The sequence below is a fragment of the Phaeovulum sp. genome (assembly GCF_030684035.1).
Taxonomy (GTDB): domain Bacteria; phylum Pseudomonadota; class Alphaproteobacteria; order Rhodobacterales; family Rhodobacteraceae; genus UBA6213.
Genome location: NZ_JAUXPI010000035.1, coordinates 1 through 23,845, shown reverse-complemented (window position 1 = coordinate 23,845; position 23,845 = coordinate 1). Strand labels below are relative to the sequence as shown.

The following is a 23,845-nucleotide window of genomic DNA, read 5'->3' as shown; positions in this document are numbered from 1 at the left end:
AGGTGATCGAACGCGCCACGCGGTTGTCGTCTTTCGGGTCGAGGATGTTGTGCGGCCCGCCGTCGGCACCGAAGCCCCACTGCAGAACCACGCGATCATTGCCGTCAACGTCGGTCCACGACTGGACGTGGTGCAGACGCTGAGCGCGCGGGGCACCGCGGAAGCGCGACTCTTGCTTCATCAGCTTGTCGATCTTCATCGTGCGAACGTTCACCACCGCGACATACGAGGTGAAGCCGGTGACCGACTGATCAACTTCCGACCAGCCGACATAGGCCCAGGCACCGTCGGGTGAAAGCGCCACGCCGTGCGGCGCGCCGCGCATTTCCGAAGTTTTTGCGGTTTCGGCAGCGATGTAGCCGTAGATGACTTCTTTGGTCATCGCGTCGACAACGTGGAAGCCCGCGAAGCCGCCCGGAAGGGTGCGGTTCGGGTTCGGGTTGGCGTGCGATTCCGAGCTCACATAGACCAGCGGGTGTGCAACCGGATCCCAGGCATCGGGGCCTGAGGAATCGAATTGCGCGACGAGGTAAAGGCCGCCGCGTTCCGATTCGGCGTTGGCCCAGGCAGCGGCCGCACCGTTTTGTGCAGCGGCAATCGCTTCGGCGTAGCCGGGGGTGTCGGCAACGCCATTGGCTTGCGCCACCGAAGTCATTGCGAACATCGAGGCACCTGCGAGCAGGGCGAAGGTAGTGAGACGAAGTTTCATGGATTGATCCTCTCTTCAAGGCACCAGACACGAAGGCCGTGCGTCAGCTTTCCGCGATGGCGACTGAGCGGAACCTAAAGGCTAAGGGGGCACGGCTATATGACATAGATCAAGTTTGCGTGTGCCGTCCGGCCCGGCAGGGTAGCCATATTGACGCAGGGGGGCGAAAGAAAACTGGTGCTAGCGCAAACACTTCCGCCCCCGAATCCTGCCCCGCCGCGCCATGAGAAAGGGCGCAGACCTGCGCCTGCGCCCGCTCTCACTTTCGCGTGTCTTGCGCTTAGTGGCAGTAGTTGTTGGTCGCGGCCATCGCCACGCCCCAGGGTGCCTCGGCCACGTTCTTGATGATCTTGTGCACGCGCTTGTTGTAGATGTCGATCACCGCGAGCGAGTTCGAATCATGCAGCGGCACATAAAGCTTCTTGCCATCGGCATCGGCAATGCCCACGCCCGGCCCGCCCGGCAGATCGAGGAAGCCGACGTTTTCAAGCGTTTCGAGATTGAGAATCGCAACCTTGTTTTCGGGGTTCGACACGACGAAGGCCAGCTTTTCAAAGAACCCTGTCGAGATCGAGGTCACGCCCGAAACGCCCGGCAGCGTGGCGACCGATTCCCAAGGGTCGGTGTTCAGAATCGTCACCGTGCGGTCAATGTCGTTGCCCACCATCATGTAGATGCCGTCTGCCGTGCCATAGGCGCGCGAGGCCCCCTTGCCGACGCGCAGCACCCGGTTTTCCGCCCATTGCCGCATGTTGATGACCGAAACGAAGCCGTCCGCATTCAGCGTCACCAGACCGAAAATGCCGCTCGGCGTGCGGGTGAGGGCGCTCAACTCATCGCCTTCGGGGTCGGAGACCGCATCCATGTGCAGCGAAAGCTGGATCGGGTCGAGCACCGAACCCGATGCGGTATCGATGGTGTTCACCCGGCCGTTGAGCGCATCCGAAATGAACACGAACACCGAATCGCTCGAGAAAACCAACTTGCTGGGTTTGTAGAAGGTTTGCTCCAGCACGAATTTCAGCGCCTTGGTGTCAATGTCGATCGCCGCAAACTGGCCGGTCTGGGTATCGGTGGCGGCGATCATGAAGCTGTCCGGGCTTATCACCACATTGTCGGGGGTGAAGGGCAGGGTAATCACCGCTTCATCAGCCTGGGTGGCAATATCGTAGATATGAATGGTCCTGGTCGCGCGGTTCGAATAGATCACCCGCTTCGGTTCCTTGGCCACCAGCAGCACATCGGGAATCGCGGCAAGCTGCAGCCGCGTAACCAGCTCGTCATTGACCACGTCGATCACCCCGATCTCGGCCTTGGTCGTGCTCTGGATGAAGACGTATTGCTCGATATCGCCCAGCACCACTTTCTTGGGCGCGGCGAAGTAAAAGTAACCCGCCGCCGCAGCAGCGACCACGACCACGGCCGCAACCCCTGCCAGCATCTTGACATTCATTTTAATACCCTTTCCCTTGCGCGTCGTTTCCCCGCCCGGTCAGTTCAGACCGAGCCAGGGGTAGATGATGTCGCTTACCCTGTGGAAATTGTCGGTCACCAGCACCAGACCGAAGGCGACGATGACGATCATGCTGACAAAGCCGATCTGCGGCGTGTAGCGCGAAATCCACTGCATCGCGCTCATCGTGCGCGACAGGAAGAACGCGGCCAAAAGGAACGGTATCGCCACCCCCATCGAGAACACGAACAGAATTGCGGCACCGACCGAAGCCGAGCCGAGCATGCCGACATAAACCAGCAGCGTTGCCACGATGGCACCCGAAAAACAGACCATGCAGCCAAGCGAAAAGCCGACCGAAAGCAGGAACGAGCGCACATAGCCACTGCGGTCGCCGCCGCTGACCCGTTTCGGCATCGGCATCCGGCAGACCAGCGGTGCCCGCGACTTGATGCCCATCCAGATCCCCATGACGATCACCAGAATGCCGGTTCCGACCGCCATTTCACGGCTGGCGCTATCAAAGATGATCTGCGCCGAGCGCCCGGCATAGCCGATAACCGCACCTGCGAAGGTGTAAAAGGCGGTGAAGCCCGCCACGAAGATCAGCGCGATCAGCACCATCCGGCGGCGCGTGACCATCGGCACCGAATCGCCCCGCGACATCTGCTCGGCGCTCAGCCCGGTCAGCGTGGCCATGTAGACGACCAGCAGTTGCAGCAGGCAGGGGGTCAGCGTCGCCGACAGCAGGCCCGCCGAAAGGGCCGCGATCAACGTGGGCGAGGTCAGCACATTCTCGGCCGCCGGGTAGAAGATCGGCAGCTCCCAGGTCAGAATTCGCGGCGCGTCCTCGACATCATACTTGTTCCAGACCCGCAGCGTCAGCGCTTTGGTTGCCGCGGTGATGATGTCGCGGCCGGTTGCATCCTGCGCGGCAAAGCGTACGTCGGTCGGGCGGTGGTGGTCGGTAAAGATCGGGCCATCCATGTAGGTGGGTTCATAGGCAACACCGTCAACCACCAGTTCGACCCGCGGCAGTTCCTGATTGAGCAGGTCGATATGCGTGGTCTCGTTGAGGAAGAACACGATGTTCTTGTCCAACTCGTAGCGGGCGCGCACTTTCGGGCCGGTGGTGCGCTCGAAATAGGTGGGCGAGGCATAAAGCGCATCGACATCATAGCCCACCCCGTCGCCGGAAACGGCGTTGTGGGCGCGGGTCATGACCTGACCAAGCGTGTACTGCTGGGTGGTGCGGTCTTTCGCAACCTGGTCAGAAATATCGGTCAATATCGTCTTGCCCTCGAAGAAATAGGGCATGACCAGCCAGCCGGAGGCCAGAACAAGCGTGATGATCAGAGTGAGGGCGAGCAGCGCGGCCTTGCCGATGCTTGGCCTACCCGCGCTCGGCAATACTGCGCCAGCCTTCGCGGCGGCGTCGGTTCCAGTCGTCATGATCCTCGATCCTCGGTCTTCCCGGGCCCGACGCAACGCAGCGCAGGGCCGATTTTCAACGGCGGCTCAGACGCCGAGCCTTGGCGCTGACCTAGGCGAAGGGTTCTGCCCTGAACATGACGCAAATCAAGTGCCAAATGCGCGCAGGCGGGCGCTGGCGTGGGGGCAGCGGCGCGCGGCCTTGGGGCACCTCTGCCATTCCATAACAAGATCAGGGTATTAGCCTATCGCCCTGCGGCTTCGCGGGGCGCGCCCGCGGCGGCTTGGGCTGCGGCACGACATATTCACAATTGCGTGGGCGGGGCTTGCGGGTCAGCCGCGCCCCGGTCCCGCCTCAAGCGCATCTTCAAAAGTGCGCAAGCCGGGGCGCGGGGCCTGTACCAGCACCGCCATGTTGCCTGGCTTGTGCAGGTTCCGGTACATCTTGGCATGCGCCGCCGGAATTTCCGCCCAGGGAAAGACCTCGCTCATCGCCGGGTCGAGGCGGCGCTCCAGCATCAGCTTGTTGGCCGCCGAGGCCTGCTTGAGGTTGGCAAAGTGGCTGCCCTGCACGCGCTTCTGGTGCATCCAGAGGTAGCGCACGTCAAAGGTGAGGTTGTAGCCCGTGGTGCCCGCGCAGATCACCACCATGCCGCCGCGTTTTACCACGAACACCGAGACCGGAAAAGTCGCCTCGCCGGGATGCTCGAACACCATATCGACGTTGTTGCCCTTGCCGGTGATTTCCCAGATCGCCGCGCCGAACTTGCGGGTTTCCTTGAACCACGCGGCATATTCGGGCGTGCCGACCTTGGGCATCTGGCCCCAGCAGTTGAAGTTCTTGCGGTTGATGACGCCTTTTGCGCCCATGCCCATCACGAACTGGCGCTTGTCCTCTTCCGAGATCACCCCGATCGCGTTGGCCCCCGCCGCGTTGATAAGCTGGATCGCGAATGATCCGAGCCCACCCGAGGCCCCCCAGACCAGCACATTGTCACCGGGCTTGAGGATATGCGGCCGGTGGCCGAACAGCATGCGGTAGGCGGTGGCAAGGGTAAGCGTGTAGCAGGCGCTCTCTTCCCAGGTCAGGTGCCTTGGCCGCGCCATCAGTTGTTGCGCCTGCACGCGGGTGAATTGCGCAAAAGACCCGTCGGGCGTCTCGTAGCCCCAGATCCGCTGGCTGGGCGAAAACATCGGGTCGCCACCGTTGCATTCCTCGTCGTCGCCATCGTCCTGGTTGCAATGCACCACGACCTCGTCGCCGACCTTCCAGCGCTTCACCTTGTCGCCCACCGCCCAGATGATGCCCGCCGCATCCGACCCGGCGATGTGGAAGGGGGCCTTGTGCCCGTCAAACGGGCTGACCGGCGTGCCCAGGCCCGCCCAGACGCCGTTGTAGTTGACCCCCGCGGCCATCACCATCACCAGCACTTCGTGGCTGTCCACCTGCCAGGTATCGACCACCTCGACCTGCATCGCCTGTTCCGGCTCGCCGTGCCTTTCGCGCCTGATCGCCCAAGCATACATCTTTGCCGGAACGTGGCCCAGGGGCGGCATCTCGCCGATCTCGTAAAGGTCTTTCAGCGGCGCGTCGTAGGTAGCGATTTCGGGTTTCGGGTCGAGAGCCATGCGTCACTCCTGCGGCAGCGCGCGCGGCAATGCCGCAGCGCAGAATCGGGGCTTCTGCCGAGGGAATACGTTCGGCCGCGCAACAATGCAATGCCTGACGTTGCGATTTTGTAATTTTATGACTTCACGGATGCAAAAAGGCCGGGCGCTTGCGCCCGGCCCCAGCGCCGCGTGCGGCGGTGTCAGTAATAGGTGTAGCTGCTGATCTCGCAGACGTTGACGCCGTATTTCTCCAGCACGTCACCATCATTGAACACCGCCTTGAAATCAAAGACGCAATAGCCGGTGCCATCGTCAAAGTTGATGTTGACCGAGTTCCCGGGCCGCAGCACGTCGCGGCCAAGAATGTCTTCCTGCCAGGACGTGGTTCCGGTGTGCGACCCATAGAACTCCACGATCGTGAACTTGGTGTTGTTGATGATGCGCACACGGCGATCAAGCGCGGCGGCGGGTAGCGCTATGGAGGCCACCAGCGAGGCGGCGACTGCAATACGCAGCAGGGAACGACGAAGCATGATGAACCTCTTCACTGTTGATAGCGCGCCATCCTCGCGCCGAGACTGGGGCACCGGATCCTCGCGCCCTCCGCCGCAGAATTCGCCTGCCCGCGACAATTTGCAACAAAAATCCTGTGCCGCAGCGCAACGAAGCGCGCCGCAGCGCGGCGAATTGACAACGACATAATCTTTCGCCTAATTCGGTGGCAGCCGCAAGATTCTTGCGGAGTGACCCGGAGGCCGCCATGACCACCCCCGCCGCCCGCAAAGACGCAGCCTGGCTTTTCCGCACCTACGCGGGGCACTCCACCGCCGAAAAATCGAACGAACTTTACCGCGCCAATCTGGCCAAGGGGCAGACCGGGCTTTCGGTGGCCTTCGATCTGCCCACCCAGACCGGCTATGACAGCGACCATGTGCTGGCGCGCGGCGAGGTCGGCAAGGTCGGCGTCCCGGTTTGCCATCTGGGCGACATGCGGATGCTGTTCCGCGATATCCCGCTAGATCAGATGAACACCTCGATGACGATCAACGCCACCGCCCCCTGGCTTCTGGCGCTTTATATTGCCGTCGCCGAAGAGCAGGGGGCCGATGTGGCGGCGCTGCAAGGCACCGTGCAGAATGATCTGGTCAAGGAATACCTCTCGCGCGGCACCTACATCTGCCCGCCGGTGCCAAGCCTGCGCCTTATCACCGATGTCGCGGCCTATACGGCGGAACATCTGCCGAAATGGAACCCGATGAACGTCTGTTCCTACCATTTGCAAGAGGCGGGGGCGACCCCCGAGCAGGAGCTTGCCTATGCGCTTGCCACCGCGATTGCGGTGCTCGATGACCTCAAGGGCAAGGTTCCGGCAGCCGGGTTTCCCGCCATGGTCGGGCGCATCTCGTTTTTCGTCAACGCCGGCATCCGCTTTGTCACCGAGCTTTGCAAGATGCGCGCCTTCACCGAACTTTGGGATGAAATCTGCCGCGACCGCTACGCGATTGCCGACGAAAGATTCCGCCGCTTCCGCTATGGCGTGCAGGTCAACAGCCTTGGCCTGACCGAACAGCAGCCCGAAAACAACGTCTATCGCATCCTCTTGGAAATGCTCGCTGTCACCCTGTCGAAAAACGCCCGCGCCCGCGCCGTGCAGCTTCCCGCTTGGAACGAGGCCTTGGGCCTGCCGCGCCCCTGGGATCAGCAATGGTCGCTCAGGATGCAGCAGATATTGGCCTATGAGACCGACCTTCTGGAATACGGCGACCTTTTTGATGGCAATCCGGTGATTGCCGCGAAGGTCGAGGCGCTGAAGGCGGGCGCGCGCGGCGAACTCGCCACGCTTGATGCGATGGGCGGGGCGATTGCCGCGATCGATTACATGAAGGGGCGGCTGGTTGAAGCCAATGCCGAACGGCTGGCGCGGATCGAGCGCAACGAGACCGTGGTGGTTGGGGTGAACCGCTGGCAGCATGGCGAAGCCTCGCCGCTGACGGCGGGCGACGGCGGGATTCTGGTCGTCGATCCGGGGGTAGAGGCCGATCAGGTGGCGCGGCTTCAGGCATGGCGCGCGGCGCGCGACAGCGCCAAGGTGGCCGCAGCGTTGGCCGCGCTTCGGGCCGCGGCGAAGGCGGGCGAAAACGTGATGCCCGCCTCGGTCGCAGCCGCAAGGGCGGGGGCGACGACCGGCGAATGGGCGGGGGTGATGCGCGCCGTGCACGGCGAATATCGCGGGCCAACCGGGGTTTCGCCCGCGCCATCGAACCGCACCGAGGGCCTTGAAAGCCTGCGCGACGCGGTTTCTGCCGCCTCGGCGCGGCTTGGCCGCAGGCTCAAGTTCGTGGTCGGCAAGCCGGGGCTGGATGGCCATTCGAACGGTGCCGAACAGATCGCCTTCCGCGCCCGCGATTGCGGCATGGACATCACCTATGAAGGCATCCGGATGACGCCAGCGCAAATCGTCGCCCGCGCGGCGGAAGACCGCGCCCATGTGGTCGGCCTCTCGATCCTCTCGGGCAGCCATTTGCCGCTGATCGAAGAGGTGATGGCGGGCATGCGCGCGGCGGGGCTTGGCGCGGTGCCGGTGGTGGTGGGGGGCATCATTCCCGAGGAAGATGCGGCACGGCTCATCGGCTTCGGCGTGGCGCGGGTCTATACCCCGAAGGATTTCGAACTGAACCGGATCATGGCCGAGATCATCGCCCTTGCCAGCCCGGTTCCCGCCTGAACGGGGCTTGATCTGCGCCGCCTCGGGCGCGAAAATGCCGCGACGTCTGGGGAAATCCGAATGCGCCGCCAATTGCCTTATATTGCCGCCGCCGTCGCGGGCTTTGCCATGGCGCTGGCGCTGCGGGCAAGCACGCTTGGCGATGTCGGCAAGGTCGTCGCGGTCGGGGCTACGGCAATCGCCGTTCTCTACGGGGTTGAATACCTGCTCAGGCGGCGGCGCTAAGCCCGCCTCAGCGGTCATCGCGCAACAACAAAAGCAGCGCCAGCATGGTCACCGCGATGCCCGGCACCACCACCCATCCCGGTGCCCCCTGCCCGATCGCCAGTTGCCACAGGATCACCCAGGCCGGGGTGAGATAGGTGTAGGCCATCACCTTCGCCGCTGGCAGCCGCAAGGTCGCGTATTGCAGCAGCACGAAGGTCGCGGCGCTGGCAAAGATCGCGGTGTAGAAAATCGTCACCCAGACAATGCCGGGCAGCGCCGCCCAATCGGTCGCGGCAAGGTCCCGCGCGCCAAACAGGCTCAGCACCACGAAGCCCGCCACCATCATGCCAAAGCTGAACACCACCGCAGGCTCGCCCCGGTTGAGCTTGCGCACCAGTGGCGTGTAGGCCGCATGCGCCACGCAGCCGACGAAAAAGATCGCCTCGCCGCGCCCTACCTCGAACCGCGCCATCGCCGCCAGATCGCCGCGAAAGATCACCCAGAGCGCGCCGCCCGCACCCAGCGCCAGCGCCAGCGCAATCCGTCGCGTCAGCCGCTGGCGCAGCATCAGCCAGCCGAAGCCTGCCGAAAGCACCGGCGTGAGGGTGAACACCGCCGCGGCGGAAACCGGCTTCGCGGTTTTCAGCCCCTCGAACATCAGCACGAAATAGACCGCGAAGATACCGCCCAGAACCGCATAGCGCCACGGCGCACGAAAGGCAGTGCGCGGCAGCCCGGTGCTGGCCAGCGCCACACCGCCGATGATCGCCCCGGCAATGGCAAAGCGCAGCGCATTGAGCGCGGCAGGCGCGATCAGGTTGGCAGCAAGCGCGCCAAGCGAGAATGACCCCGCCACCAGCGCCGCAAATACCAGCATCGCCAGATGCCCGCGCGCCTGCTCGCCCATCACCAGCACCCCCCCCGTCGCATCCAAACTTGCGCGATGCGGCGTGGCACCGCAACCGCCCACGGAACGCCCGCGGTCTGCCATCGGGCCGCGCGGCGCGCGAGGCGACAGGCACTTTCGCCGCGCCATGCGGTCGCCCGCCGCCGCTTGCGCGCATGCGCGCTGGCACCCTGCGCCTGCGCCGTTGGCCAAATGCGCAAGGGGCCCGCCGCCGCCGCGGCCGCAGCAAACCACGCGCCTGCGCCTGCGCCGTTGACCGAACGCCCGCCACGCTGCCCAAACGGTGCCCGAAGCATTCCGCGCCAGCCGGGAGCGGGCCGACCGTCAGACCCGCCGACCTGCCCCGGAGGCACCAACACGCCCGCCGGATATCTCGACCGGCGGCCCCGGCCGGGCAGCGCGCGGCGCGGCTTCAGCCAGCCGCAGGCCATCGGGCAAATCACCCGCCAGCCCGCCCGGCGCAGCTGAGGGCGGAAGCGTTTCACCTGCCCTTTCGCGCGCCCGCCCGAAGTGGCGCATGCGCGCGCAGACCCTATGGAGACCACGACCACGGCAAGCGCGCCATCACCCCCCCGCGTGGCCCATGCGCGCGCAGGAACCTATGGGCCGTCACATCCCGCCCTTTCGCGCGTGCGCCCGCTCCCGCCCCTCGCCGCGCGGCTGCCCCGGCACATGGCGACGCGGCCCGCCCCTCGCCGCGCGGCTAATCCGGCACATGGCGGCACGGCCCGCCCTTCGCCGCCGCGGGCACCGCTGCACGGCGATCGGCTGACAAGCAACCGCAGCAGCCGGGCGCAAGAGGCGGCGGCAAGTGCAACCCTGTTTCGCGTCCCGCTCATTCTGGCGCGCCTCCTCCCACCCTTCCTGCCGCCGCGCGGAGCCGGGCAAGAACCGCGAGGCACCAGACGATGCACGGGGCGCGACCAGCAACCGCCCCGGTCTTTCTCGCACCCATTTCCCCTTCAATCGTGACTTGGCCGACCCTTTGCCCTGCCGAAAGCGCTGGTGCCAACCCCTTTCCCGGGCAATCGTGGCGCAGCGCGGCTGGCCCGGCGCAGCCGCCTTTTCGCGCGGCATGCCGTTTCTGCCGCGCCGCCGCACCTCGGCGGAGCCGCTCAGACCACCCGCGCCAGCATGCCGCCGGGCTGGCGCTCGATCTGGCCTTCAATTTCAAGCGCCAGAAGTTCGGGCGCGATCTGGCTGGCGGGCAGCGAAAGCTCGCGGATCAGCTGGTCTTCGGCAAGCGGGCTTGGGCCGAGGCGGTCGAGGATGGTGGCTTGCAGCGGCACCCGGGGCGCGGCAAGCGGTGCCGCTGCCGGGCGCGGCGGTGCGGCGGGGGGCGGCGGGCGGGCGGAATCGGCCGACGGCGGCGCGGGCAGCCGCCCCGGCAGTTCGGCCAGAAGCGCGAGCACATCCTCGGCACCGCGCACCAGCACCGCACCATCGCGCAAAAGCGCGTTGCAACCCGCGGCGCGGGCGTCGAGCGGGTGGCCGGGCACCGCCAGCACCTCGCGCCCCTGCTCCAACGCGGCCCGCGCGGTAATCAGGCTGCCGGACCGGCTTGCTGCCTCGACCACCACGACGGCGCGGACCAGCCCGGAAATGATCCGGTTGCGCAGCGGAAAATGCCGCGCCTGCGGCTCCTGCCCCATCGGCTGTTCGGAAACGCAAAGGCCGCGGCGCGCGATCTCGGCCATCAGATCGGCGTTTTCGGGCGGGTAGATCACATCCACCCCGCCCGCGAGCACCGCCAGGGTGCCGGTTTCCAGCGCCGCCGAATGCGCCGCCGCATCAATGCCGCGCGCCAGACCCGAAACCACCACCTGCCCCGCGGCCCCCAGCGCTTCGGCCAGCTTTCGCGCCATGCGAAGGCCAAGCGACGAAGCGTTGCGCGCGCCCACCAGCGCCACCATCGGGCGCGTCAGCAAGCTGGCATCGCCCCGCGCCCAGAGCACCGGCGGCGCATCGCCGATTTCGGCAAGGGCGGCAGGATAGGCAGGCTGGCCGCAGCAGAGCAGGCGCGCGCCCACGCGCCGCGCGGCGCGGATTTCGGCCAGCGCCACCGCCTCGGGGCAGACCGCATAGCCCGCAACACCGGCAGCGCGCGCCACCTCGGGCAGCGCTTCCAGTGCCGCGGCGGCGGTGCCATATTCGGCGATCAGGCGGAAATATGTTGCCGGGCCAACCCTGCGGGAACGAATGAGACGGAGCGCCGCGAGTTCGTCGCTTTCCGTGGTGGGTGGGGTGAAGGGGGTGGGAGAAGCAAACAAACCGCTTTCCATCCAGCCCTCCGCCTCATTCGCCCGCTCAATCTGGGGTGGTAAGGTTAACAAGGCGTTTATGCGAAAACGAATTTTGCGGGCGTGGCGAAAATCGCCGGAAAGGCCAGTGGGGCGCTGCCCCCCCGGGGTATTTCAGGCAATAGAGAAGCGCCTTCACGCTGCCGAGCCGCCCACCGTCAGCCCGCCGATCATCAGCGTCGGTTGCCCCACCCCCACCGGCACCCATTGCCCGGCCTTGCCGCAATTGCCGATGCCGGGGTCGAGTGCCATGTCATTGCCGATGGCGCGGATCTGGCGCATCGCGGCGGGGCCATCTCCGATCAGCGTGGCACCTTTGACCGGGGCCCCCACGACGCCGTTCTTCACCCGGTAGGCCTCGGTGCAGGAAAACACGAACTTGCCGTTGGTGATATCGACCTGGCCGCCGCCAAAGCCGACCGCATAGACGCCATCCTTCAGGCTGGCGACAATGTCGGCGGGCGTTGCGGTGCCGCCGAGCATGATCGTGTTGGTCATCCGCGGCATCGGAATATGCGCGAAGCTTTCGCGCCGCCCGTTGCCGGTGGCGGCCACGCCCATCAGGCGCGCATTCTGGCGGTCCTGCATGTAGCCCACCAGCACGCCATCCTCGATCAGCACATTGCGCGCCGATGGTGTGCCCTCGTCATCGACCGAGATCGAGCCGCGGCGGTCGGGAATGGTGCCATCGTCCACCACCGTCACCCCCCGCGCCGCCACCTGTTCACCGATCCGTCCGGCGAAGGCCGAGGTCTTCTTGCGGTTGAAGTCTCCCTCCAGACCATGGCCCACCGCCTCGTGCAAGAGGATGCCGGGCCAGCCGGCACCGAGCACCACGTCAAACGCCCCGGCCGGGGCGGCAACGGCCTCGAGGTTGAGCAGAGCAATGCGCAAGGCCTCGCGCGCAACACCCTGCCAATGTGCGGGGGCCAGAAGCCCGGCAAGCCCATAGCGCCCGCCGCCGCCCATGCCGCCCGATTCGCGCCTGCCCGCTTGCTCCACGATCACCGAGATGTTGAGCCGCGCCATCGGCCGCGTGTCGGCCACCAGCCCGCCCTCGGGGCGCAGGATGAACACCTCCTGCAACGAGGCGGCGATGGTCGCGGAAACCTGCACCACGCGGGGGTCAAGCGCGCGGGCAAAGGCGTCGATTTCGCGCAGAAGGTCGATCTTGGCACCAAAGGGGGCGTCGGCCATCGGGTCGGCGTCAGTATAAAGCTGGCGGTTGGAGCCGCGCGGCGCGGGCGCAAGCACGCCGCCCCCGGCCCCCACCGCAAGCCGCGCCGTCGCCACCGCGCGCGCCAGCGCCGATTCGGAGATTTCGGTGGAATGGGCATAGCCCGCCACCTCACCGCGCACCGCACGCAAGCCGAAACCCTCGGAGGCGTCATAGGCGGCGTTCTTCACCCTTCCATCATCAAAAACCAATGATTCCGACCGCTTGCGCTCCAGAAACAGCTCGCCATCGTCGGCCCCTGCCACCGCTTCGCGCAGACGGGCAAGCGCCCGTCCCTGATCGATCAGGGTTTCGAAGGGCGAAAAACGCGGGCTTGTCATGGGCGGTCCTTGTCTTTGATCTGGATCAAAAAAAGCGACAGATTGTCGCAGCTTTTCCTTGTCGGCGCGCGGCGGATGTGGTTTCAAATGGTCGCATACAACGGAAGCGGGGGCCAGCCCTCCAAATCCGTGGCGGCAGGGAGAGCCGCTTCAGGGACGGGACATAAAGATGACATTCGCAGAAATCCGCCTCGGATTCGGGGCATTCATCGGTGCAACTTTCGCCGCGACTGCCGCCTTCGCGCAGGATGGCATCACCGGCCTGCCGGTGATCGGGCGGCCAACAGCGGCGGGCATGGGTTTTCAACCCGCCGCCACCGAACTTTCGCGCGATCAGCAGTGGCTTGACGGCATGGTGCTTATCATCATCACCGCAATCGTGGTGCTGGTGGTGGCGCTGCTGCTTTATGCGATCCTGCGCTTCAACCGCCGCGCCAACCCGACGCCCGCGCGCTTCACCCACAACGCGCCGCTGGAAATCACCTGGACCCTGGTGCCGATCCTGATTCTGGTGGCAATCGGCTCGTTCTCGCTGCCGACGCTGTTCAAGCAGCAGGAAATTCCGGCAGCCGACATCGTGGTCAAGGTGACCGGCTACCAATGGTACTGGGGCTACAGCTACCCCGACGAGGGCATCAGCTTTGATGCGCTGATGCTGGCGCGCGAGGACATGGCCGAATACGGCTACGACGAGGCCGATTTCCTGCTGGCCACCGACAATGCGCTGGTGGTGCCGGTCGGCAAGACCGTGGTTCTGCAGATCACCGCCGCCGATGTGATCCATTCCTGGGCGATGCCCGCCTTTGCGATCAAGCAGGACGGCGTACCGGGGCGGATCGCGCAAGCCTGGTTCAAGGCCGATATGGAAGGCGTCTATTTCGGCCAGTGTTCCGAGCTTTGCGGCACCGCGCATTCCTACATGCCGATCACCGTGAAGGTGGTGAGCGAGGCGGTCTATTCCGAATGGCTGGCACGGCAGAAACTCGCCTCCGCCGCGCCGCTGGCACCTTTGCGCCTCGCCTCGAACTGAGCACGCCATGGCCGACATTTCCAGCTATGAACACGGGCAAGAGGCAGGGTTCGGCGATTACGTCGCGCTCTTGAAGCCGCGCGTGATGTCGCTGGTGGTGTTCACCGCGATGGTCGGCCTGCTGGTGGCCCCGGTGGCGGTGCACCCGTTCGTCGCCTTCACGGCAATCCTGTTCATCGCGCTCGGCGGCGGTGCCTCGGGGGCGCTGAACATGTGGTATGATGCCGATATCGACGCGATCATGCGCCGCACCCGCGCCCGCCCGGTGCCCTCGGGGCGGGTTACGGCGGGCGAGGCGCTGGGGCTGGGGCTTGGCCTTTCGGGCCTCTCAGTGATGATGCTGTCGCTGGCGGGCAACATTTTCGCCGGGCTCATGCTTGCCTTCACCATCTTCTTTTATGCCGTGGTCTATACGATCTGGCTGAAGCGCCGCACGCCGCAGAACATCGTCATCGGCGGCGCTGCCGGGGCGTTCCCGCCGATGATCGGCTGGGCCGTGGCCACCGGCGGCATCAGCCTTTCCTCGCTTGCCATGTTCGCCATCGTGTTTCTTTGGACGCCACCGCATTTCTGGTCGCTGGCGCTGTTCATGAAGGAAGATTATTCCAACGCCGGCGTGCCGATGCTGACCGTCACCCATGGCCGCCCCGCCACCCGCCGCCATATTCTCGCCTATACGCTGATCCTCGCCCCGGTGGCGCTGGCTACCGCCTTCACCTCGATCGGCGGGCCGCTTTACCTTGTCGCGTCGCTGGCGCTCAACGCCGTGTTCATCGGCGGTGCGGTCGGCATTCTGCGCCGCTCCGAAGCGCAGGCCGAGGCCGATGGCTACCACGCCGAAAAGCGCTTCTTCCGGTTTTCGCTCGCCTATCTTTTCGGCCATTTCACCGCATTGCTGGCCGAGGCCGCGCTGCATTCGTTCAACCTCGGGGGCTGGTAATGGCAATCACGCGCGACCATGAACTGCACAGCCGCCGCTTTGGCCGCAACCTCGGGCTCGGGCTGGCACTTGCTGCCTTCGTGGTGCTGGTTTTCGGGCTGACCATAGCCAAGGTTCAGCGCGGCGATTCGATGCAGGCCTATGACCATCAGCCGCGCGTCTCGCTGCTGCCGCCGGAGCCGGCGAAATGACCGCCAGTTCCAACGCACGGCTTGCCACCCGGCTTGCCGGCGTGGTGGTGGTGATGGGCGCGCTCGCCTGGGCGGCGGTGCCGTTTTACGACTGGTTCTGCCGCACCACCGGCTACGGCGGCACCACCAACGTCGCCCTGCGCGGCTCGGACGTGATCCTCGATGAAACCGTTACCGTCCGGTTTGATGCCAATGTCGCGCGCGGAATGGAATGGCAGTTCCGCCCGCTGCAGAACGAAATGGTGCTGCGGATCGGCGAAACCGGCCTTGCCTTTTATGAAGCCTACAACCCCACCGACAGGGTCATTGCCGGGGCTGCCAGCTATAACGTCAGCCCCGATCAGGCGGGCTATTACTTCGACAAGATCGAATGTTTCTGCTTCACCGAGCAGGTTCTGCAACCCGGCGAGCGGGTTGAAATGCCGGTCTCGTTCTATGTGAACCCCGAAATGGTCGATGACCGCGATGCCAGGCGCATCCGCTTCATCACGCTGTCCTACACCTTCTACGAAACCGATCTGCCGCAGGTTCAGGCGCTGGCCGCGCCCCCTGCCGCCACCCCTTTTAACTGAGCAAGCGGAGACCGAAGATGGCGCACGCGAAAAACCACGACAACCACATTCTGCCGCCCTCGATCTGGCCGCTGCTAAGCGCGCTCGGGGCATTTGTGATGCTCTCCGGTGCCGCCCTGTGGATGAAGGATATCACCCACTGGGCGTTTTTCGGCGGCGTCGCGCTGGTGCTTTACGGCATGTTCGGCTGGTGGTCCGATGTGGTGGCCGAAGGCCAGGGCAGCGATCACACCCCGGTGGTGCGGATCGGGCTGCGCTACGGCATGATCCTGTTCATCATGTCCGAGGTGATGTTCTTCTCGGCCTGGTTCTGGAGCTTCTTCAAGCACGCGATGTATCCGATGAGTCCGGCAAGCCCGGCGGTCGATGGCATCTGGCCGCCTGCGGGCATCGTGCCGTTCGATCCGTGGCACCTGCCGCTGATCAACACGCTGATCCTTCTGCTGTCGGGGGTCACGCTGACCTGGGCGCACCATACGCTGGTGCATGGCGGCAGCCGCCGCGAAGTGTCGCAGGCGCTCATCCTGACCGTGCTCCTCGGGCTGTCGTTCACCGGGCTTCAGGCGTTTGAATACAGCCACGCCGCCTTTGGCCTTTCGGGCAATATCTACGGCGCGGTGTTCTTCATGGCGACCGGCTTTCACGGCGCGCATGTGATCATCGGCACGATCTTCCTGTTCGTCTGCCTGTTGCGGGTGCGCGCGGGCCATTTCACCGCCGAACGACACGTCGGCTTTGAAGCCGCCGCCTGGTACTGGCATTTCGTCGATGTGGTCTGGCTGTTCCTGTTCTCGGCGGTCTATATCTGGGGCCGCTGAGCCCACCGCAACGCTGCATCGCTGGCGCGGGGGGCAACCCCCGCGCCTTCGCCATTTGAAAGGGCCCCATGCGCCGCATCGTCTTTCCGCTGATCCTCGGGCTGGCCGGAGTTGCCATGCTGCTAGCGCTCGGGTTCTGGCAACTCGACCGGCTTGCATGGAAACAGGCGATGCTGGCCGAAATCTCGGCGCAAATCGGCGCCCCGCCGCAAGCCCTGCCGCCGCCGGGCGCGACCGAGGCGCTGAAATACCTCGCCGTGACGGCCACCGGGCACACCACTGGCACCGAACTCGTGGTGCTGACCGGCATGAAGGACGTCGGACCCGGCTATGAGGTGATTTCGGCCTTTGAAACCGCCGATGGGCGGCGCATTCTGATCGACCGCGGTTTGGTGCCCGAGGCGGGCCGCCGCGCGCCGCGACCCGCCGTTCCGCTGGTGCTGACCGGCAACCTGCACTGGCCCGCCGAGGCCGACACATACACCCCCGCCCCCGACCTTGCCGCCGGGGTCTGGTTCGCCCGCGACCTGCCCGCCATGGCCGCGGCGCTTGGCACCGAACCGCTGCTGCTGGTGGCCGCGCGCGTCGAAGGCGATGCGCAGGGCATCATCCCGGTGCCGATCACCATCGCCGGTGTGCGCAACCAGCACCTCAATTACGCCATTACCTGGTTTTTGCTAGCGCTTGTGTGGTCGGGGATGACAGTCTTTCTTCTCTGGCGTATCAGGCAAAAGCAATTCTGAGGGCAAGCTTCATGCGCTATGTTTCAACCCGCGGGCAGGCCCCCGCGCTTTCCTTTGGCGAGGCGATGCTGACCGGCCTCGCGCGCGACGGCGGGCTTTATGTGCCCGAGACCGTGCCAACCCTGAGCCACGCCGAAATTGCGGCGCTGGCAGGCCTGCCCTACGAGCAGGCGGCGTTTCGGGTGATCCGGCCCTTTGTCGCAGAAACCTTCACCGATGCCGAACTTGCCGGCGCGCTTGCCCGCGCCTATGCGGGCTTCGGCCACGCCGCCCGCGCCCCCTTGGTGCAACTCGCCCCCGGCCACCACCTGCTGGAACTGTTCCACGGCCCGACGCTTGCCTTCAAGGATTTCGCCATGCAGGTGATCGGCCAGCTCTTTCAGCTGGAACTCGCCCGGCAGGGCCGCCGCATCACCATTGTCGGGGCCACCTCCGGCGATACCGGATCGGCGGCGATCGAGGCGTTTCGCGGCCTTGAAAATGTCGATGTGTTCATCCTTTACCCGCATGGCCGGGTTTCCGATGTGCAGCGCCGCCAGATGACAACCCCGACCGAGGCGAATGTGCACGCGCTGGCGATTGAGGGCGATTTTGATGATGCGCAGGCGCGGCTCAAGGACATGTTCAACGATCATGCCTTCCGCGACGAGGTCGGGCTGGCCGGCGTCAACTCGATCAACTGGGGCCGGGTGCTGGCGCAGGTGGTCTATTACTTCACCGCCGCCGTTTCGCTTGGCGCGCCGCACCGCGAGGTCGATTTCACCGTACCCACCGGCAATTTCGGCGACATCTTCGCAGGGTTCATTGCGCGCCAAATGGGCCTGCCGATCCGCCGGCTGGTGATTGCCACCAACCGCAACGACATCCTGCACCGCTGCCTTGAAACCGGGCGCTACGAGATGCGCGGCGTGACCCCCTCGATCAGCCCCTCGATGGATATTCAGGTTTCCTCCAACTTCGAGCGCGCGCTCTACCTCGCCTATGGCCGCGACGGCGCGGCGGTGGCACAGCTGATGGACGAGCTGAAAACCAGAGGAGGTTTCACGGTTTCGCAGGGTGCCTTGCAAGCCTTGCGCGAAATCTATGCCTCGGGCAGCGCCTCCGAAGCGGAAACCTCGGCCACCATCGCCGCCACGCTTGCGGCTTCGGGCGAGCTTCTCTGCCCGCATTCCGCCGTCGGCGTGAAGGTGGCGGGCGAACAGCTCTCGGCACCGGTGCCGATGATCACGCTGGCGACCGCCCACCCGGCGAAGTTTCCCGATGCCGTCGAAGCCGCAACCGGCATCCGCCCGCCGCTGCCCGCCCGCATGGCCGAATTCCTCACCCGCCCCGAACGCATGACGCGGGTGCCCAATGACCTTGCCGCGCTGCAAGCGCTTGTCCGCGAAAGGCGCCGGATTTGACAATTCAACTGACCACCCTGCCAAATGGCCTGCGCATCGTCACCGAACACATGCCGGGGCTGGCCTCGGCTTCGGTCGGCATCTGGGTCATGGCAGGCGGGCGGCATGAACGGCCCGAGCAAAACGGCATCGCGCATTTTCTCGAACACATGGCGTTCAAGGGCACGGCGCGGCGCAGCGCCTTGCAGATCGCCGAGGAAATCGAAGACGTGGGCGGCTACATCAACGCCTACACCTCGCGCGAAATGACCGCCTATTACGCCCGCGTGCTCAAGGCCGATGTCGGCATGGCGCTTGATGTCATTGCCGATATCGTGCTCAACCCCGCCTTCGACAAACGCGAGATCGAGGTGGAACGCGGGGTGATCCTGCAGGAAATCGGTCAGGCGCTCGATACCCCCGACGACATCATCTTCGACTGGCTGCAAGAGGCCGCCTACCCCGACCAGCCGATGGGCCGCACCATTCTCGGCCCCGCCGAGCGGGTTGCCGCGTTCCGCCGCGCCGACCTTGCCGGGTTCGTCGCCGAACGCTACGGGCCGGACCAGATGATCCTCTCCGCCGCAGGCGCGGTCGATCATGACGCCATCCTGCGGCAGGCCGAGGCGATCTTTGCCGACCGCGCGCCAAAGGCCTTGCATGCAGTGCAGCCCGCGCTCTGGCAGGGGCGCGAGAAGCGCGAGGTGAAAGACCTTGAACAGGTGCATTTCGCCTTCGCGCTGGAAGGTCCGGGCTACCTCGACCCCGACCTTTACACCGCGCAGATCTATGCAACCGCGCTTGGCGGCGGCATGTCTTCGCGGCTCTTTCAGAAAATCCGCGAGGAACGCGGCCTGTGCTATTCGATCTTCGCGCAAGCTGGCGCAAGCGACGATACCGGCATGATCACCATCTACGCGGGCACCTCGGCGGAAGACATCGGCGCGCTCTGCGATCTGACCATGATCGAGTTGAAACGCGCCGCCGAAGACATGACCGAGGCCGAGGTGGCCCGCGCCCGGGCGCAGATGAAGGCGGGCATGCTGATGGGCCTTGAAAGCCCGTCCGCCCGCGCCGAACGCATGGCGCGCAACCTTGCGGTTTATGGCAGGGTGCCGGGGCTCGATGAAATTTCCGCCCGTATCGAGGCGGTGACAACGCCGCTGGTGCGCGACTACGCCAGCCGCCTTGCGGGTTCCGGCCGCTCGGCGCTGGCGCTTTATGGCCCGGTCGAAACCGCGCCAGGCCTTGCGGCGCTGCGCGAGGCTTTGGCGCGTTGATGCTGCTGCGCAAGCCAAAGCTGCGGATCGAGACCGAGCGGCTGACGCTGCGCCTGCCGCTGCATTCCGACTTTCGCGACTGGCTTTCGCTGCGAGCCGAAAGCCGCGACTTTCTGGTGCCGTGGGAACCGACATGGCTGCCCGAACACCTGACCCGCAAGGCCTTTGCCAACCGCGTCTACTGGGCCGGCCGCGCCAGCGCCGGGGGCACGGCGCTGCCGCTGTTTCTGATCCGGCGCGAAGATGCGGCCTTCGTCGGCGCGATCACGCTCGACAATATCCGCCGCGGGCCGGCGCAGGGTGGCACGCTCGGCTACTGGGTGGGCGGAAAATTCGCGCGCCAGGGCTATATGCGCGAAGCGATCCAGGCGGTGGTGCACCACGCATTCAGCACGCTCGACCTCAGCCGCGTCGAAGCCGCCTGCCTGCCCGAAAACCTCGCCTCGCGCGGCTGCCTGGAAAAATGCGGTTTCAAATACGAGGGCGTGGCGCAAAGCTATCTGCAGATCAACGGCCGCTGGCGCAACCATGTGCTTTTTGCCATCCTGCGCGGCGACCGGCGCGGGCGCAGCGCGGCAGGGTAGCCGGGGGCCAGCCCCCGGACCCCCGGGGTATTTGGACGAAGGAGACGTAACGGGTTTGGGGGCCTTGGCATGACAATCTGGGTGCTGCTGTTGCGCGGGGTGAATGTGGGCGGCACCGGGCGGCTACCGATGGCCGATTTGCGCGCGCTGCTCGGGCGGCTCGGCTGCACGCAGGTGGAGACCTACATTCAAAGCGGCAATGCGGTGTTTCGGTCTGACCGGGCGGCGGGCGATCTGGCTGCGGCGGTCGGCGCGGCGATTGCGGCCGAGCTCGGCTTTCGCCCTGCCGTCATTTTGCGTGAGGCGGGGCAGATTGCCGCCGCCCTCGCCGCAAACCCCTTTCCGCAGGGTGCGGAAAACCCGAAATCGGTGCATTTCTTCTTTCTGGCCGAACCCGCGCGCGGTGCCGATATCGGCGCGCTTGATGCCCTTGCGGCGCGCAGCGAGGCTTTTCATCTGACCGATGCAGTGTTCTACCTTTTCGCACCTGAGGGTGTCGGTCACTCGGCCCTTGCAGATCGGGCACCGCGCGTGCTTGGCGTGCCGGTAACCGCGCGCAACTTGCGCACGGTCGCCGCACTTGACGACATGGCGCGGCGGCTTGCCGCGACGGAGGCGTGATGCTGAACCCTGCCGATACCGCCTTTGCCGCCCACCTCGCCGCGCTTTTGCCCGACGGTACGCTCAGCCCCCCCGAGCCGCGCTATCTGGTTGAGCCGCGCGGGCGCTATTTTGCCGTGGGCGGGGTGCTGGCGCGGCCACGAAACTCTGCCGAAGTGGCGACAGTGCTGCGCGCCTGCCACGCGGCGCGGGTGGCTGTCGTGCCCTATGGCGGCGGCACCGGCCTTGTCGGTGGCCAGATCAGCCCCGAAGGTCCGGCCCCGGTGATCCTGTCGCTCGAACGCATGGCGGCGCTTCGGCAGATCGACCCCGTCGGCAATGTGGCGCTGGTCGAGGCGGGGGCGGTGCTGGCCGATGTGCAGTCCGCCGCAGCCGCCGTGGGCCGGGTGTTTCCGCTGACCCTTGCGGCGCAGGGTTCGGCGCGCATTGGCGGGGTGCTTGCCACCAACGCGGGCGGGGTCAACGTGCTGCGCTACGGCACCGCGCGCGACCTTTGCCTGGGGCTGGAGGCGGTTCTGGCCGACGGCACGGTGATCGGCGGCCTGAAGCGGCTGAGGAAGGACAACACCGGCTACGATCTGCGCAACCTGATGATCGGCTCCGAAGGCACGCTCGGCGTCATCACCGCCGCCAGCCTGCGGCTATACCCGCGCCCGGCGGGCGAGGGCACCATGCTGGTGGCGGTGCCGGGGCCAGCCGAGGCGCTGGCGCTGCTGGCGCTTGCCGAGGCGCGGCTGACCGGCTGCGTATCGGCCTTCGAGCTGATCCACCGGCAGGGGCTGGAGTTTCTTGCCGAAACCATGCCCGATCTGCGCCAGCCGCTGCAACCCGCCCCCGAATGGGCGGTGCTGGTCGAGCTTGGCCTGCCTGCCGGGCTTGAGCCGGAGCCAGCGCTGCTCGGGCTTTATGAGGCCGGGCAGGCGGCGGGGCTGGTATCGGGCGGCATCATCGCGCAAAGCGGCGCGCAGCGGGCCGAGATCTGGCGACTTCGCGAAGCCATTCCCGAGGCGAACAAGCGCATCGGCTCGATTTCGAGCCACGATATTTCACTGCCGCTCGATGCGCTGGCGGGGTTCATTGCGCAGGCCGGGGCGGCGCTGGCACGGCTTGGCGATTACCGGATCAACTGCTTTGGCCACCTCGGCGATGGCAACCTGCATTACAACGTCTTCCCCGCGCCGGGCCGCAACCGCGCCAGCTACGATGCCGAACGCGGCGCGATAAAGACGCTGGTGCATGATCTGGTCGATGCGATGGGCGGTTCGATTTCCGCCGAGCATGGCATCGGGCGGATGAAGGTCGCCGATCTGGAGCGCTACGGCGACCCCGGAAAACTGGCAGCGATGCGGGCGATCAAGGCGGCACTTGACCCGCGCGGCATTCTCAACCCCGGCGCGGTGCTGCGCCAGCGCTGAGCGGGAAACGGTGCGCCCTGCCTCGGGCTTGCCATGGCAGGGCGCGGCACATCGGGTTCACGTGTTTGCAAGCAGCCGAACCTTCAGGCCCGCCCCGTTTACCGTGATTCGTCTTGCCAATTGGTTAGCGCCGCCTCAGGCCCCGTCGAATTCGCAGAGCATGTGCAGCGCCACGCCCATCTCGCGCAGCAAGGCCTCGCCGCCGAGTGCGGGCAGGTTGACCACGAAGGTGCAGCCCACCACCTCGGCCCCCAGCCGCTCCACCAGCTTGATCCCCGCCGCGCAGGTGCCCCCGGTGGCCAGCAGGTCATCGACGATCAGAACTCGTTCGCCCGGTTGCAAGGCGTCGTCATGGATCTCCATGATCGCCTCGCTGTATTCGAGCTTGTAGGCCTGCGCGATGGTCTGCCCCGGCAGCTTGCCCTTCTTGCGGATTGGCACGAAGCCGACCGAGAGCTGGTGCGCAATCGCCCCACCCAGAATGAACCCCCGCGCCTCAAGCCCCACCACCTTGTCAATCCGCGCCCCCGCCCAGGGGTGCAAAAGCTGGTCGATCGCCATCCGAAACCCCCGCGCATCGGCGAAAAGCGTGGTGACATCGCGGAACAATATCCCCTCATGCGGGAAATCGGCGATGGTGCGGATGTAATCGCGGACGGTCTTCATGGAGGGGCTCCGAGAGGGGGTGGCGGAGGAGGGGTAGCATGGCGGAGGGGAGAGGGGGAAGGGGGGGGTAGGGGGGGGTGCCTTTTGCGCCGGTATGGGTCAATTGCGGACGAAATTGCGTCTCAAGCCCGATGAACTTCGAGATGCACAACCTCTGTTCTCACCCCGGCATAAGCGAAAACGGCTTTCGCCAACCTCGCAGCACCTTTGTCAAAGGTCACAAACACCGCACATCGCGATGCCGTTTCGATATGTCGGCAATCTTGAAATTGGGTCCGGAAGTATTTTGCGCGGCGCTGCTGGTCCCTTTTCTTGGCTCGTTTTTCCCGAACAAGGCCCATCATGAACTGCAGGAAAGCGAAGCCAGTCAGGTCGCCTTCTTCACGGGTTTTGAAGTCAGCCCAGAACAGCGGAGGATAGCGTTTCCTGATCGCTGCTTGGTCATTTTCATCTAGGCATGAGATCAGATAGTCGGCCACCTCATCATCTGGCATTTCGTCCAGTTGCGCGTAGTTTTTGGGCAACTTCTCACGCAGACGTCTTCCCGACTCTAAGCCTTCGCCGATCGTGTCCCACAGCGTGGTGTAGCTGGCCATGAAGATCGCCGCCATTTCGGGCGTCGGCCTGCTTGATCAGCGCGCCACGACGGGCAGGCTGATCATTGGATCATCGCTTAATGGCGCCATGGTTTCCAGCGTCATGT

Annotated in this window: 23 protein-coding genes; 13 read left to right on the top strand and 10 right to left on the bottom strand. The window is 65.5% G+C overall.

The genetic code is table 11. The features are described 5' to 3' along the window. From Q8J98_RS07870 to Q8J98_RS07850, 5 genes are all read right to left on the bottom strand, one after another. On the bottom strand, positions 1-709 hold a 709-nt coding region (locus Q8J98_RS07870; protein WP_305293874.1), incomplete at its 3' end, for a hypothetical protein. 280 nt (positions 710-989) lie between these two features. Beyond that, a complete protein-coding gene (locus Q8J98_RS07865) occupies positions 990-2,162 on the bottom strand; it encodes a hypothetical protein (protein WP_305293873.1) in 1,173 nt (390 codons plus the stop codon). Positions 2,163-2,201: 39 nt separating this feature from the next. Further along, positions 2,202-3,614, bottom strand: a complete 1,413-nt coding sequence (locus tag Q8J98_RS07860; protein WP_305293872.1) for a cytochrome c biogenesis CcdA family protein — start codon at positions 3,612-3,614, stop codon at positions 2,202-2,204. A 312-nt stretch (positions 3,615-3,926) separates the two neighbouring features. Next, positions 3,927-5,222 carry a crotonyl-CoA carboxylase/reductase gene (ccrA, locus tag Q8J98_RS07855; RefSeq protein WP_305293871.1) on the bottom strand — a complete coding sequence of 432 codons (1,296 nt, stop codon included), beginning with the start codon at positions 5,220-5,222 and terminating at the stop codon, positions 3,927-3,929. A 182-nt stretch (positions 5,223-5,404) separates the two neighbouring features. Next, entirely contained in the window at positions 5,405-5,737 is a 333-nt protein-coding gene (locus Q8J98_RS07850; RefSeq protein WP_305293870.1) for a hypothetical protein, read from the bottom strand. A 227-nt stretch (positions 5,738-5,964) separates the two neighbouring features. On the opposite strand from Q8J98_RS07850, the gene Q8J98_RS07845 reads away from it, so the two are divergent. Both Q8J98_RS07845 and Q8J98_RS07840 read left to right on the top strand, forming a co-directional pair. Continuing rightward, positions 5,965-7,929, top strand: a complete 1,965-nt coding sequence (locus Q8J98_RS07845) for a protein meaA (protein ID WP_305293869.1) — start codon at positions 5,965-5,967, stop codon at positions 7,927-7,929. A 60-nt stretch (positions 7,930-7,989) separates the two neighbouring features. Beyond that, complete coding sequence (locus tag Q8J98_RS07840; RefSeq protein ID WP_305293868.1) at positions 7,990-8,154, top strand: hypothetical protein; 165 nt, start codon at positions 7,990-7,992, stop codon at positions 8,152-8,154. 7 nt (positions 8,155-8,161) lie between these two features. On the opposite strand, the gene Q8J98_RS07835 is transcribed toward Q8J98_RS07840, so the two are convergent. From Q8J98_RS07835 to tldD, 3 genes are all read right to left on the bottom strand, one after another. Further along, on the bottom strand, positions 8,162-9,043 hold the full coding sequence (locus tag Q8J98_RS07835; RefSeq protein ID WP_305293875.1) for a DMT family transporter: 882 nt from the start codon (positions 9,041-9,043) through the stop codon (positions 8,162-8,164). 1,115 nt (positions 9,044-10,158) lie between these two features. Next, the gene (gene dprA, locus Q8J98_RS07830; RefSeq protein ID WP_305293867.1) at positions 10,159-11,325 is read right to left on the bottom strand and encodes a DNA-processing protein DprA; all 1,167 of its coding nucleotides are present in this window, start codon (positions 11,323-11,325) and stop codon (positions 10,159-10,161) included. 153 nt (positions 11,326-11,478) lie between these two features. Further along, positions 11,479-12,900, bottom strand: coding sequence for a metalloprotease TldD (gene tldD, locus Q8J98_RS07825; RefSeq protein ID WP_305293866.1), 1,422 nt, complete (start codon positions 12,898-12,900; stop codon positions 11,479-11,481). Positions 12,901-13,069: 169 nt separating this feature from the next. On the opposite strand from tldD, the gene coxB reads away from it, so the two are divergent. From coxB to Q8J98_RS07770, 11 genes are all read left to right on the top strand, one after another. After that, positions 13,070-13,930, top strand: coding sequence for a cytochrome c oxidase subunit II (gene coxB / locus Q8J98_RS07820; RefSeq protein ID WP_305293865.1), 861 nt, complete (start codon positions 13,070-13,072; stop codon positions 13,928-13,930). Between the two features lie 7 nt (positions 13,931-13,937). Continuing rightward, positions 13,938-14,870 (top strand): heme o synthase, encoded by a 933-nt coding sequence (gene cyoE / locus Q8J98_RS07815; RefSeq protein WP_305186011.1) that lies wholly within the window; start codon positions 13,938-13,940, stop codon positions 14,868-14,870. Next, complete coding sequence (locus Q8J98_RS07810; RefSeq protein WP_305186012.1) at positions 14,870-15,061, top strand: hypothetical protein; 192 nt, start codon at positions 14,870-14,872, stop codon at positions 15,059-15,061. The genes cyoE and Q8J98_RS07810 overlap by 1 nt, the downstream gene beginning before the upstream one ends. Next, positions 15,058-15,633: a cytochrome c oxidase assembly protein gene (locus tag Q8J98_RS07805; RefSeq protein ID WP_305186013.1), complete on the top strand. Its 576-nt coding sequence runs from the start codon at positions 15,058-15,060 to the stop codon at positions 15,631-15,633. Before Q8J98_RS07810 ends, Q8J98_RS07805 begins: the two co-directional genes overlap by 4 nt. A gap of 17 nt (positions 15,634-15,650) precedes the next feature. Then, positions 15,651-16,451 (top strand): cytochrome c oxidase subunit 3, encoded by an 801-nt coding sequence (locus Q8J98_RS07800; RefSeq protein ID WP_305293864.1) that lies wholly within the window; start codon positions 15,651-15,653, stop codon positions 16,449-16,451. 68 nt (positions 16,452-16,519) lie between these two features. Next, positions 16,520-17,194, top strand: coding sequence for an SURF1 family protein (locus tag Q8J98_RS07795; RefSeq protein WP_305293863.1), 675 nt, complete (start codon positions 16,520-16,522; stop codon positions 17,192-17,194). Positions 17,195-17,205: 11 nt separating this feature from the next. Then, positions 17,206-18,597 (top strand): threonine synthase, encoded by a 1,392-nt coding sequence (gene thrC, locus Q8J98_RS07790; protein WP_305293862.1) that lies wholly within the window; start codon positions 17,206-17,208, stop codon positions 18,595-18,597. Beyond that, a complete protein-coding gene (locus Q8J98_RS07785) occupies positions 18,594-19,856 on the top strand; it encodes a pitrilysin family protein (RefSeq protein WP_305293861.1) in 1,263 nt (420 codons plus the stop codon). The genes thrC and Q8J98_RS07785 overlap by 4 nt, the downstream gene beginning before the upstream one ends. Further along, positions 19,856-20,440 (top strand): GNAT family N-acetyltransferase, encoded by a 585-nt coding sequence (locus Q8J98_RS07780; RefSeq protein WP_305293860.1) that lies wholly within the window; start codon positions 19,856-19,858, stop codon positions 20,438-20,440. The genes Q8J98_RS07785 and Q8J98_RS07780 overlap by 1 nt, the downstream gene beginning before the upstream one ends. A 69-nt stretch (positions 20,441-20,509) precedes the next feature. Next, on the top strand, positions 20,510-21,061 hold the full coding sequence (locus tag Q8J98_RS07775) for a DUF1697 domain-containing protein (protein ID WP_305293859.1): 552 nt from the start codon (positions 20,510-20,512) through the stop codon (positions 21,059-21,061). Further along, positions 21,061-22,476 (top strand): FAD-binding oxidoreductase, encoded by a 1,416-nt coding sequence (locus Q8J98_RS07770; RefSeq protein WP_305293858.1) that lies wholly within the window; start codon positions 21,061-21,063, stop codon positions 22,474-22,476. The genes Q8J98_RS07775 and Q8J98_RS07770 overlap by 1 nt, the downstream gene beginning before the upstream one ends. A 135-nt stretch (positions 22,477-22,611) precedes the next feature. Here the strand turns inward: Q8J98_RS07770 and Q8J98_RS07765 are convergent, their stop codons facing one another. Beyond that, entirely contained in the window at positions 22,612-23,142 is a 531-nt protein-coding gene (locus Q8J98_RS07765; protein WP_305293857.1) for an adenine phosphoribosyltransferase, read from the bottom strand. Between the two features lie 122 nt (positions 23,143-23,264). Further along, complete coding sequence (locus tag Q8J98_RS07760) at positions 23,265-23,738, bottom strand: hypothetical protein (RefSeq protein ID WP_305293856.1); 474 nt, start codon at positions 23,736-23,738, stop codon at positions 23,265-23,267. Positions 23,739-23,845 lie beyond the last annotated feature (107 nt).